This window comes from Qipengyuania pacifica, assembly GCF_019711555.1.
Taxonomy (GTDB): domain Bacteria; phylum Pseudomonadota; class Alphaproteobacteria; order Sphingomonadales; family Sphingomonadaceae; genus Qipengyuania; species Qipengyuania pacifica.
The window spans coordinates 162972-175191 of sequence record NZ_JAIGNQ010000004.1 but is presented as its reverse complement, the minus strand read 5'-3'; the positions used below and the strand labels follow the sequence as shown (position 1 = coordinate 175191).

Below are 12220 nucleotides of genomic sequence, written 5' to 3'. Positions count from 1 at the left end.
GGAAAGGCGGGAAAAGTCCTTCGCTGCGAGGCTGCTAAGGACTTTGTGGTATTGCGCCTCAAACAGGGCTGACGTCAGTGCGGCCCTTTTTGTGGTATTGCGCCTCAAACAGGGGTCGCATTTTGCACCCCTTTTTGAGGTATTGCGCCTGAAATTCCCAGTTGATTTGGCCACGAATCCGGACCGCTGACCAGTGTCGTAGGGGCAACATTTTGCCACGCATCAGCAGTGCAGACCATGGTCGGCGGTTGCTGGCCGCGGCCAAATTGAAACGATGGACGCCGTTGGCCTCTTCAGGAATTCCTCATCATTTCAAATGGCAAAAACCGGGTGTCCCCGCGTCGCATCGCGCCTGTTAAGTGAATTGCTATGAAATGAATTTATGGAATTTCAATCTCTTGCCACGAATGCCTGACGCGAGCCATTCCATGTGCGGCTCAATGGGAGTGCAACCGTGGAACAGGACAAGACGGCGCAAGATCAAGGTCCAGGGGTGGCCGATGGCGGCGAGGAAATTAAGGATGCGGCGAGTAGTGATGCCGATCGCAATGCGGATCGGCGCGACGCCCGGTCGCGTGCGAGGAGACTCAAGCGTCTCATGGATGAGTTCGAGATCGAACCAGCTCTGGCTGACGAGATTGTTTCAGACCTCTCGTCTCTGCTTCCGCCGCAGCATCGAATGTCGCGGGATAAGGACGTAGCGGTTCGCCTAAAGGCGTTGCTTGAGCGGGACACAAAAGCGCCCCCCAGCCTGCTGATGCGTCACTCCAGCGCAGAAATTGATGTCGGTTCTGAAGGGACGATCAGATCTACTCAAAAGCTCTCCGAACTGGTTCAGGATGGCGATGAAAGGCTGTTGCAAAGCTATGTAGCGAATGAACGAATCCGGTCTGTATTGGCCTGTCAGATCGCTGAACATGATGCAGCACGTAACGTTTTAGTGGCCGAGCTGGCCCGCCGCTATACGGTTAGCGAGCAGTGGCGATACAAGCTTCCAAAGTTCATGATGCCCCTAATCGCGGTGATGCTAAAGGCAAGCGTAAAGCGGGACGATTTGCGTCTCGGTAACACGTTGCTGGGCTCGATTATCAATCTCGTTGCTCAACACTGTCAGACTAAAGGGATTGCCAAAATCGAGCTTACAGAAGCAGCCGAAAAAGCCGAGGAAATGCTCGACATTTTCGTGCCGGAAGAGATTGAAGGTCAGCGAACGAATGCTGCAGAAAGTCGAGAATGCGAGCCATTTCTTGTCGCAGAAGAACGTTTGAGACCTGTGAAAAACAAACGCCATGGGGCGTGGTTGCGCGATAAGGAAAACGCTGAAGTGACTCGCATATTCAAGGAAGCATCGCTCCTTTACCTAGCGGGAGGCGGACTAGATGAATTCGGCCGACCTGTCTTCGAAAGTCTCGAGGAATTTCACAAAGGCGTGATCCATCTCAAGGAAAATGCGATCTGGAAAAGTTGATCGCTGGAGCTGAGGTATCTCGAAGGGCTTTTGGCATCGGAAGCAGGGCCCGGTTTCGGTCGGCAATAGCTCACCGTGCAGGTAACCACACAGATCGAGCTTACCAGAATGTTGTCTTATTGAACTCTTTCAAGCCCCTGTAGCGCACGGAAATAACGGTGTACCTGTTGTACCACTACCGATCCTTCGCCAACACTAGCCGCAACTCGTTTGATCGAGCCCGATCGAACGTCGCCAATAGCGAAGACGCCGGGCACGGAGGTTTCGTAAGGTGATGTTGCGGTCGCGCCTGTGAGTACGAAACCACGCTCGTCCAGTGGTAAGCAATCTTCTAGCCACCCTGTGTTCGGCTCCGCGCCAATCATGACGAAGAGATTGGCGGCTTCGACTGTAGTGGTCGCTCCGTCGGCATTGGACATCCAGACAATCCGTTCGAGTGCGGTGTCGCCCGCGAGCGTGCTTATTTCGCTCTGGAGGTAAAGGGTTATGTGCTCGGAATGAAGGATTCTCTGGACCAGATATTCCGACATCGTCTCTCCCAGCGCATCTCGCCGGACTATCATATGGACGTGCTTCGCAAAGCCCGCGAGGAACACTGCCGCCTGGCCCGCTGAATTGCCTGCACCCACAACGACGACATCTTCATCCCGGCACAAAGTCGCTTCCATAGGAGTGGCGGCGTAATGGACACCGCGGCCTTCGAAGCGGTCGAGATCGTCGACATTCAGCCGTCGGTACTGCGCGCCCGAGGCGACAACGACCGTGCGTGAAGAGACGACGCGTCCATCTTCAAGTTCTACCTTCAGCGGTGAACCTGAACAATCTAGCTTGACCGCTCGGCGCGACACTGCGATCCGCGCGCCGAATTTCTGGGCCTGGACCTGCGCTCGGCCCGCGAGGGCCTGGCCGGTAATACCGGTTGGAAAACCGAGATAGTTTTCGATCCGAGAGCTCGTTCCAGCCTGCCCTCCGGGGGCGAGCATCTCGATCACGATCGTGCGTAGCCCTTCCGACGCGGCATACGTCGCCGCTGCCAAGCCGGCCGGTCCAGCACCGATGATAGCAACGTCCCACACGTCATCCGGATCGAGCGGGGTGGTTAGCCCCAATCTGTCCGCCAGATCCATGATCGATGGATTGTGCATGACATTACCGTCGGGAAATACGACGGCCGGCAGGCTCTGAGCCCCTGCAAGGGGCGCAACGAATGGCGCGTATGCTGCTGCGTCATCGGCGTCGATCAATCGGATAGGGTAGCCATTGCGGATGGAGAAGCGCTCCAGTCTGAGAGTGTCACTTTCGCGTGGGTGCCCAACTAGGACTATTCCGCCTTCGGCCCGATGGATGAACCCCATTCGGCGAAGTATGAACGCGCGGATGATGATCTCGCCGACATCCGGCTGTGCCGTCATCAACTGGCGAAATCCTTCGGTGCTGACTCGCACGACACAGGTTCGGGTCAACGCACGGGCTCCAACCAGCAGTGCACGCGCGCTGAAATGGTCCAGTTCTCCCGTGAATTGTCCCGCACAATGGGTGGTAAGCAGGCGCTCCGAACCTTTTTCGCCAGCTATGAAGATGCCGATCCTGCCTTCGCGTACGAGGAAAAAGTCAGCAAGGCGGTCGCCGCGGTCGAAGAGGACTTCGCCTTCTTCCAGTGTAGTGCGGCGACCATAGCGTTCGACGCGGTCAGCTTGGTCCTGCGACAATATCGGGAAGATATGTTCGCTGCGTAGGTAGGGATCAGCGGTATCGCCCGCCGGGTTCATTTCCGTGTAGCCTCGAAGAGGTACCAGTGGCGGGTTTCGCTTTCGTCGACCCAGTTCTCGATGAGGCTGGCCGTCGCGATGTCATGTGCCTCGCCGGCCAGTTCATGAACTTCTCGCAGGCGCCGGACCAGATCGCGATTGTCGTCGCGCAGTTCGGCGAGCATTTCGTGCGGCGGGACAAAAGGGGCATCGTTGTCTAGGACGCGCTGCGAACGTACAATCGCACCGATCGAATGCAGCGTCTGGCGACCGAGCTTTCGCACGCGTTCGGCAATCGGATCGGTCATGGCAAATAGCTGCCCGGCCTGATCATCAAGCATGCGATGATAGTCTGGAAAATTGGGCCCCGACACGTGCCAGTGAAAGCTCTTAGTCTTGAGATAGAGCGCGAAGCAATCCGCCAGAATCGCATTGAGCGCGGCACCGAGTTCCTGCGCCGATTGCGCTGCAATGAGTGGATGCGGCGCCGTCGCGTCATTCCGGCGTTCGTCAAGCTTTGGCATGGGTCACCTCCATTGAATGAGGGTCCCAGCCTAACGCCCCTGGGCGCGAACTCCTTGAACAGGCTTCTGCAAGTTTGACGAAAATCGATGGTCGATTGACGGGTTTGGCGCACTATTTGCCGTTAACCGCGAGGAACGCCATCCCGGGTCATCTGCGCGGCCCAGTCATCGATATCGAGCAATTCTAGTGCAGCCTTGATTCGTGCAGCGGCCGTTTTGCCCGCGGCGCCGAGACACCCCATGCGATAGTTCAGCGCGGTGTCTGCAACCCCAGCAGCGCTCCAGCGGATCGTCGTGCTGGCAGTATCTGAAGGAACTGTTTCGCAGGGCGCTGTGGATTGGCCGGGGCTCGCAGGCCTGAGGGGGGCGAGGGCGGCCTCGATAGCTCGTACCGTTGCGGGCTGGATGCGCTTTTCGCGATGCCCCAGCACTCTGGTATGGCGGTCACCATCGAATTGCACAACGCCGTCGTTTGTCACGACAACCTTGTAGACAGGACAAAAGCCGAAGCAGGGTCCACGTTCGATCGCGATTTGGCGAACTGGCACCGTTTCCGCCGTAGAATGCGGCGTTGAACAGCCACCAGTGATCGTGATCGCCAGTAGGCCGAGGAAAACGGCGTTTCTCATTTTATTATCCATTCGAATGAATCTGCGCGGCTCCACTATGAAGCGGAGCCGCGCGATCAAGACTTTCACCGTGAACGGTGGATAGCATATTTTCCGCCGCCGAATGCGACGATCTGGACAAGTCCACCTGCTAGCGCGACGTTCTTGAAGAAGTGAATGAACTGGTTCTGGTCACCCAGCTGCGCATGGAAGGCGAAGGCGGTCGCCAACGAGAAGAAAGCCAAGATACCGGCGACCAGCCGCGGGCGGTATCCGGCAATCAGCGCTGTTCCGCCGACCAGTTCGACCAGAACGGCGAGTCCCAGGCCAATCGGGGCCAGAGGGAGGCCGACCGCCTCGATGTAACTGATTGTTCCTCCAGGATTGGTGATCTTCGAAATTCCACTCAAGATGAAGATCGCGGCAATCGCAGCGCGACCGATCGTCGCAAGGGCATCGCCGGAAATGCCTACGAGCGTGCCACTCGGGGTCTCTTGTGATTCGATAGTGTTCATGTCGAATTCCTCGGAAAAATAGCGCGGCGTCCTTCGCCGGCATTCCGCTGAAGATGGGCGGTCCCGCTAGTTGAGGGGATTGCGATAAATCGCGACAATCAGTTCAACTATCTTGAAGCGATCATCCCTTGATGAAAGCCAGCAGATCTTCGTTGAACCGGTCCATTTGCGTTTGTGCGAGGCCATGCGGCGCGCCCTTGTAGATCTTCAGTTGGGCGTTCTTGACGATCTGCGCCGATTTCATCGCGGAGGCCCCTATCGGTACGATCTGGTCGGCATCACCATGAACAATGAGCGTCGGCTTGTCGATGCGCTTGAGATCGGGCGTGTAATCGACTTCGGAGAATTCACGGATACAATCGTACTGTCCCTTGATGCCGCCCATCATGCCCTGCAGCCAGAACGATTGCCGCAGACCATCCTGTCCGCCGGGCGCGCCCGGTTTATTGAAGCCGTAGAATGGCGTTGTCAGGTCGAGGAAGAACTGCGAGCGGTTCCCGAACGTCTGCTTGCGTATATCGTCGAACACCGACATCGGCAGGCCGTCCGGATTGTTCGGCGACTTGACCATTTGCGGCGGCACCGCACCGACCAGCACGACCTTCGCCACCCGACCCGTGCCGTATCGGCCGATGTAGTGCGCAATCTCACCCCCGCCTGTCGAATGGCCGACCAGGACGATGTTGCGCAAATCGAGCGCGTCAATCACTGCTGCCAGATCGTCGGCATAGGTGTCCATGTTGTTGCCGTCCCAGGTCTGGTCCGAGCGACCGTGGCTGCGGCGGTCATGCGCAACGACACGATACCCGCGCTGACCAAGGAACAGCATCTGGCCGTCCCAAGCGTCAGCAGTGAGGGGCCAGCCGTGGGAAAAGACCACCGCTGGTCCTTTGCCCCAGTCTTTGTAAAAGATGCGGGTGCCGCCATTGCCGGTGATGGTACCCGTGGTGTTCGTGCTGTCCTGCAGGCCCGTCGCCGCGATCGCCTTTCCCCCGGCTGCGACCAGCGTGGCAACACCAGCCGCCGCCGTGAGCGATCCCGCCATCAGAGAACGACGGGTCGGTTGAAGAAATTCGAATGCCATGGGTTCCTCCTGCAAGCCTAGTCCTTCGCCAAACTATCGGAGTTTCGTGGGACGGGCTTGAAGAGGGTTGCGCAAATTTGGACCGTCGCAGCCCCGCATCACGGGGTGTGCACACGCCCGCTAGCAGGGTGTACGGAAAAGATAAGCGTGGATACGAGCACTACCCCACCGGTAAGAAAGAGCGGGAGCGACAAACCCGCATGCAAGACGAGCACGGCTCCGATCGCAGCGCCCGTCAAGATGCACAGAACCGCCATGATCCGGCGACGCCAGTTTGGGTTTTTTCCGCCTGCGAAATGGGAATCCGAGGCGAGTCCGGTCAGCGTCAGCGTCAGCACCGTGGTCGTGAGGTCGGGCACCTTTAGTTGGCGCACGGTACCATTGCGAAAGCCCATGGCAATTCCCGTCAACGCGATGATGGCGTAGAGCGAGACCGTCGGCGTCAGTGTGGCGGGATCATAGCGCCATGCAATGATAGCCGCGATCCAAAGCGCAAGCGTTTCGAATACCGCGGCGCCGATCAACCATCTTCGGATAGGGCCAGCTGCCATGCGCTTGCCGCCTTGACCCGCTGCGAAGGCACCGAACAGGAAGCTGGCCAACGCCGCGACGTACGACCATACGAAAAAGCCGGGCGCTCCCGCGATGGCGAAACCCATGAACACGACGTTTCCGGTCATGTTCGCGGTGAAGACCTTGCCCAGGCCGAGAACGCTGACCGCGTCGATCAAGCCCGTCGTAAATGACAGGACCAGCAGCAGCTTGCCCAGCGGACTGCCCACATCTTGGTTTGCGTCCTGCACGTTACCTCATCCTTCCTAAAATTTGTGCGTCACTTCGATGGCGATCATGTCGATGTTCCGGCTGAAGCCGGTCTCATTGAGAAAACGCCCCGGCCAAAACGTCGAGGCCGAGGCGGAGACTTCGACATGCCGTGTCGGTTGCCAGTCCATCGTCAGTTCCAGCTGTGAGCCGACATGCCGCGCCGTCCCTAGGTCTCCGCTTCGCAAGAGCCCGCCCGGCACGGAGTAGATGCCGTCGGCCCGGCGATGCCGCCAGTAATCGCTCGCGGCGACACCGATCGCTAAGTCGGGCAGCGGTTGCAGGTTCGCACCAAGGTGCGCGTTGATCATGTTGTACGGGCCAATCGGAGTCAGCTCTCCGAAATATTGCCCCTTGGGATAGAGTGCATCGAAAGTGCCGAGCGTGCTGTCGTCGCGGCTTCTGTCGCCACTGGCGATGTTGAACTTTGCGTCGATTGTTGGCGTAAGCGGGGCCTTCGGAAAGGTGCGGGAGACATTGCTGGCAATACTCCAGGCTCTGACGCGGTCCTCTCCGATTTGGCCGATCTGGCCTATCGCTTCGACATTCCAGCGCCAATTGCCACGCGTCGCGAAAGTCCGGAGCCCAAAGGTTTGGCGCTTTTCCTCACCCTGCGCCGAGTTCCAAACCGCCGCGTCGTTGCGTGTTCCGATGTAGTAGATGTCGGCCTTGCCAGCGGACAAATTCAGCGTCGCGTAGGCGGCCCAGATCGACCGCGTCTTGTTGGCGCGGTCGTCGAAGTCGTGCGGCCCGGGTGCGACTGGCTGCGCCCACAGTACCGAGAGTTTGCCTATGCCATACGAAGCATCGAACCGTACACCGTCGAAAGCACGCGGCACATTGGGCCCGTACCGCGTGCCGACTAGTCTTTCCGAACCAAGAGAGACCAACTGCCGGCCCGCGCGTATGACGAAGCGATCTTCCGCCCCCATGCCAACTTCCGCAAACCCTTGCAGAAGATCCAGGCCGGTGCGGTCGACCGGGCCTGCCTCAGGTTTCACCCCGAAAGCATATGCGGCGATCGGCTGCGCGAAAAATCGGGCCCGACCGACGTGCAAGTCGGCATAAGGCAGCGATCTGACCCAGAGATAGCCGTCGTCGAGCCCCGTCTCTTCGCTGGTGAGATTGTTCGCATAGCCTTCGTAGCGGCTGCGAAGCTCGGCACCGATCACCAGATAGATCGCTCCGTCGTCGGTCAGAGGGGTGTACTTGATCGCGTCCAGCGGATCGTGGGCAGCGATGCCGGAGGCGGCCAGTACACTCCAGTCCTCGTCGTATCGCAAGGTGGTTGGCGTGGGTAGGGGGTCTTGCGCAGCTGCGGGCAGCGTATGGAGGAGTCCGGTAAGGCAGAGGCCCTCAATCCAGCGCATGCAAACGCGAGATCATCGCTGAAAGCACGAAGGCTCCGGCAAGTCCGAGATGTTCGAAAAAGGCGTTTGTCGCCATGAAGCGATCATGCCCGGCCATGGTCCAGAAATCGTTGGCCACTATGGCGGCGAGGATGGTGAACACGCCCAGCATTCCGGCGCCCAACCAGCCCTTCCAGTCGAACAGCACCATGATGCCGCCTACCAGCTCGATTACTATTGTAAGACCCGCCCACAGGGCAGGGGGGGCAAGGCCGAAATGGGTTTGCTCGGCGACCGCGCTGGGCCAGTCAAACAGCTTCTGTACCCCGCCGATCAGATAGGCGCTGACGAGCAGGAGGCGCGCGACGAACAGCGCGACCGGCCAGGCCAGAAACGTGTCGATTGCGATGATCAAAGGCGATGGACGAGGCTGGCTCATGAATCAGACCGCCCAACACGAGCAGCCCATGACACCCCAAAAGCCGGCAGCATCGCGCGCCGGAACCGAGGCAGCGAGCGCCGTTGCGTGATCGTGCCCATGGACGCCGCATGAGGACGCGCAGCCGCAGGCCGTGGCCAGCTTCTCACGCGCTTCGGGGGATTGGTGATAACCTCCGAACTGCGTCACCGGAGACCAGTCGGGTGCGGGTGGTGGGAGGTCTGGCGCGAGAGGTGCGAAGGGACCATCGCCATGGACGATGACACCGCCTAACATTGTCAGAACAGAGCGCAGGTGCACGATCTCGTCCTCGGGCACCGAGAAGTAATCGTCCGACAGGACGACAAGATCGGCCAATTCGCCGGCTCGGATGCGGCCCTTCTTTCCCTCTTCGTTCGAGAACCACGTGTTTTCATGGGTCCACATGCTGAGAGCCTTCTCGCGACTGACCCGGTTCGCGGGCGGATAAATCCGCTGTCCACCCACGGTCTTGCCGGTGACGAGCCATGACAGGGAAACCCACGGGTTGTAGCTCGCGACCCGGGTTGCGTCGGTTCCCGCGCCCACCGGTATCCCGGCAGCGATTATGCGCGCGATCGGCGGGGTGCGCTCAGCCGCCCGCTCGCCGTAGCGTTCGGTGAAATACTCGCCTTGGAACGCCATGCGGTGCTGCACGGCGATCCCGCCACCCATCGCGGCGATCCGATCGATATTGCGATCGCTGATCGTCTCCGCGTGATCGAAGAACCAGTGCAGACCGTCGAAGGGGATATCGGCATTGACCTTCTCGTAAACGTCGAGCGCACGGCCAATGGTCTCGTCGTAGGTCGCGTGGAGACGCCATGGCCAGCGGTTCTCGGCCAGCAGGCGAATGACCGGCTCCAAGTCGGTCTCCATATTCACTGGCATCTCCGGGCGCGGCTGGCGGAAATCCTCGAAGTCCGCGGCCGAATAGACCAGCATCTCACCCGCGCCGTTGTGGCGATAATGGTCGTCCCCCTGACCGGGCGAGACCTGCTTGGCCCAACCGGCGAAGTCGGCCAGCTCCTCCTTCGGTTTCTGTGTGAAGAGATTGTAGCTGATGCGCACCGTCAGCTGATCGTCCTCGTGCAGCTTCTCGATGATCTCGTAATCGTCGGGATAATTCTGGAAGCCGCCACCGGCGTCGATCACGCTGGTTACGCCGAGACCGTTCAGCTCGCGCATGAAATGGCGGGTCGAGTTGAGCTGATATTCAGGCGGCAGCTTCGGCCCCTTGGCGAGCGTCGCATAAAGGATCGTCGCGTTCGGCTGTGCCAGTAGAAGGCCGGTGGGATTGCCTGCGGCATCGCGCACGATTTCTCCGCCGGGCGGGTTCGGCGTGTCCTTTGTATAGCCCACAGCGCGCAGGGCGGCAGCGTTCAGCAAGGCGCGGTCGTAAAGGTGGAGGATGAAGACCGGAGTTTCGGGCGCAGCGGTATTGATCTCGGCGATCGTCGGCAGCCGTTTTTCGGCGAACTGGTGCTCGGTAAATCCGCCGACCACGCGCACCCATTGCGGCGGCGGCGTGACCAGAGCCTGCGCTTTCAGCATCGCCATGGCATCGGCGAGGCTCGGCACGCCATCCCAGCGCAGTTCCATGTTGTAGTTGAGGCCCCCCCGGATCACATGCGTGTGGCTGTCGATCAGCCCCGGGATCAGACGGCGACCGCCTGCATCGATGACATCTGCCTCGTTAATGCGTTCACGAACTTCGGCTTCCGATCCGACGAGGAGGATGCGCCCGTCTCGGATCGCCACGGCTTGCGCCTCCGGGTTTTCTCGGTCGAGCGTGGAGATCTTTGCATTGACGATGAGGAGGTCGCGAATAGGCATGGTGGCGGTCCTTGCGCTAAGAGGGAAAGCGGAGAAGACAGCGGTCGCAGCCGCCCCGGCGATGACATTCCTGCGGCTGGCACAGATCACTGCGGTTCTTCCTTGCTGTCTGCGTTGGAGGGAAGCTCGCCAAGGACGTGGTTGGCGCAATCATCCTTGACGAATTCGATCACCGGCGCATCGGCGAATAGGCGCTTGCCGATCGGCAGGATCTGTTCGCCTAGAAGAATGCCGAGCAGGCCAACCAGAGCCACTACCGGAGGCGCGGGGGAACGAACGCCCATGATCGAATAGACGACACCTACGAGCAAACCGGCACCCAGCGAGAGAAGATAGATCTTCATTACAATCTCCAGGGATTGTCGCGGGCGACGCGACGGTCGCACGCGGCGTCGCTCAGTGCCCGCCTTCTTGCGCGCCGAACATGGTCTTGGCGTAGGTAATGCCGAGGCCGTAACCGCCGGCCAGCCGCTTCGCGACGCCGGTGGTCGCGTCGTAAGTGTCGGTCCGCGCCCAGTCGCGCTGCAGTTCGAGCAGATACTGGAGCGAGGTCATAGGGACCGCTCCCAGTTGGATCATGCGCTCTACTGCCCGCTCGTGCGCTTCATTGGACACGTCACCGCAGGCATCGGTAATGACATAGGCTTCGAAACCCTGATCGATGGCGGATGCGACGGGTCCTACGATGCAGACGCTGGTCCACAGCCCGCACAAAACCAGACGCGGTTTGCCGATATTGTTGACCTCTGCGATCACCGCTGCGTCTTCCCAAGTGTTCATCGAGGTGCGGTCGAACAACTGGTGGTCGGGCAGGGTGTCCGTGATTTCGTTGAACATCGGGCCGGAGAAGCTTTCGGCGGCCACGGTCGTGAGGATCGTCGTTACGCCGAATTCCTTCGCAGCCCCGGCCACTAGGGCGGCATTGGTGCGTAGCATGCCGATATCGATGGATCGCGTCGCAAAGGCCATTTGCGACTGGAAGTCGATCATGATGAGCGTGTGATCGCTGGGCGACAGCAGCGACTTTCCGGGCGTGGCAGAAGCATTGGGCATGACAAGATCCTCCAGGTTTCGATCTGAAAGCAATCTTGCCCGGATGGGTGGGAGTTTCTTGGACGATCGTCGCATCATCTGAAGAGCCATGACGCAAAGCGCCCATCCGAGGTGTTATCGGGCGGATTGTGCTTCGCGGCTGGTGCCCATGCGCGCTAGGCAGGCATTATGAGCAAGATACTGGTCTTCTATGGTTCCTATCGCAGCGATCGTCAGGGCATTCGGCTGGCGCGCTTTCTGATCGACAGTTTATCGGACCGCGGACATGACGTGGAACTCGTCGATGCCCGCACGGTCGGCCTTCCCATTCTCGACCGCATGTTCAAGGAATACCCTGCCGGGGAAGCCCCTGCGGCAATGGCCAGTTTGGCGCGAAAGATCGTGGCCGCCGACGGGTTCGTCTTCGTCACGGGCGAATACAATTGGGGCGTTCAGCCGGGCCTAAAGAACCTGACCGATCATTTCCTGGAGGAATGGTTCTTTCGTCCGGCAGGAATCGTGAGTTATTCGGCGGGACGGCTGGCGGGAGCCCGCGCTGCGAGCGCCTGGCACCCGACGCTGAGCGAGATGGGCATGGTCGTGGTGCCCAGCACCGTCGCGGTGGGGCAGATCGGCAAGAGCCTTGCCGAAGATGGAACGCCGACGGAAGAGAGCCTCGAAGCGATCGGGCGAGCCTTAGAACGGTTCGCGGCGGACCTAGAGTGGTGGATGGATGCCGCTGCAGCCCAGCGCGCGGTCAAGAAGCCCCCTTACTGA

13 protein-coding genes are annotated in these 12220 nt (G+C 59.8%); 2 read left to right on the top strand and 11 right to left on the bottom strand.

The window, feature by feature from the left end; genetic code table 11:
• Positions 1–454: 454 nt before the first annotated feature.
• Complete coding sequence (locus K3177_RS13495) at positions 455–1468, top strand: hypothetical protein (protein ID WP_221598663.1); 1014 nt, start codon at positions 455–457, stop codon at positions 1466–1468.
• A 116-nt stretch (positions 1469–1584) separates the two neighbouring features.
• Here the strand turns inward: K3177_RS13495 and K3177_RS13490 are convergent, their stop codons facing one another.
• The 11 genes from K3177_RS13490 to K3177_RS13440 form a co-directional block, all read right to left on the bottom strand.
• Complete coding sequence (locus K3177_RS13490) at positions 1585–3237, bottom strand: FAD-dependent oxidoreductase (protein WP_221598662.1); 1653 nt, start codon at positions 3235–3237, stop codon at positions 1585–1587.
• Positions 3234–3740 carry a Dps family protein gene (locus K3177_RS13485; protein ID WP_221598661.1) on the bottom strand — a complete coding sequence of 169 codons (507 nt, stop codon included), beginning with the start codon at positions 3738–3740 and terminating at the stop codon, positions 3234–3236. Before K3177_RS13485 ends, K3177_RS13490 begins: the two co-directional genes overlap by 4 nt.
• A 122-nt stretch (positions 3741–3862) precedes the next feature.
• Positions 3863–4369 carry a DUF6438 domain-containing protein gene (locus tag K3177_RS13480; RefSeq protein ID WP_221598660.1) on the bottom strand — a complete coding sequence of 169 codons (507 nt, stop codon included), beginning with the start codon at positions 4367–4369 and terminating at the stop codon, positions 3863–3865.
• A 65-nt stretch (positions 4370–4434) separates the two neighbouring features.
• A complete protein-coding gene (locus K3177_RS13475) occupies positions 4435–4863 on the bottom strand; it encodes a DoxX family protein (protein ID WP_221598659.1) in 429 nt (142 codons plus the stop codon).
• Between the two features lie 121 nt (positions 4864–4984).
• The gene (locus K3177_RS13470; protein WP_247714496.1) at positions 4985–5947 is read right to left on the bottom strand and encodes an alpha/beta fold hydrolase; all 963 of its coding nucleotides are present in this window, start codon (positions 5945–5947) and stop codon (positions 4985–4987) included.
• Positions 5948–6045: 98 nt separating this feature from the next.
• Complete coding sequence (locus tag K3177_RS13465) at positions 6046–6750, bottom strand: YoaK family protein (RefSeq protein WP_221598658.1); 705 nt, start codon at positions 6748–6750, stop codon at positions 6046–6048.
• 15 nt (positions 6751–6765) lie between these two features.
• The gene (locus K3177_RS13460; protein WP_247714495.1) at positions 6766–8052 is read right to left on the bottom strand and encodes an alginate export family protein; all 1287 of its coding nucleotides are present in this window, start codon (positions 8050–8052) and stop codon (positions 6766–6768) included.
• A 73-nt stretch (positions 8053–8125) separates the two neighbouring features.
• Positions 8126–8557 carry a DoxX family protein gene (locus tag K3177_RS13455; RefSeq protein ID WP_221598656.1) on the bottom strand — a complete coding sequence of 144 codons (432 nt, stop codon included), beginning with the start codon at positions 8555–8557 and terminating at the stop codon, positions 8126–8128.
• A 3-nt stretch (positions 8558–8560) separates the two neighbouring features.
• A complete protein-coding gene (locus K3177_RS13450; protein WP_221598921.1) occupies positions 8561–10405 on the bottom strand; it encodes an amidohydrolase in 1845 nt (614 codons plus the stop codon).
• Between the two features lie 92 nt (positions 10406–10497).
• On the bottom strand, positions 10498–10755 hold the full coding sequence (locus tag K3177_RS13445; RefSeq protein ID WP_221598655.1) for a DUF1427 family protein: 258 nt from the start codon (positions 10753–10755) through the stop codon (positions 10498–10500).
• Positions 10756–10807: 52 nt separating this feature from the next.
• Positions 10808–11464 carry a hydrolase gene (locus K3177_RS13440; RefSeq protein WP_221598654.1) on the bottom strand — a complete coding sequence of 219 codons (657 nt, stop codon included), beginning with the start codon at positions 11462–11464 and terminating at the stop codon, positions 10808–10810.
• Positions 11465–11632: 168 nt separating this feature from the next.
• On the opposite strand from K3177_RS13440, the gene K3177_RS13435 reads away from it, so the two are divergent.
• On the top strand, positions 11633–12220 hold the full coding sequence (locus K3177_RS13435) for an NADPH-dependent FMN reductase (protein ID WP_247714493.1): 588 nt from the start codon (positions 11633–11635) through the stop codon (positions 12218–12220).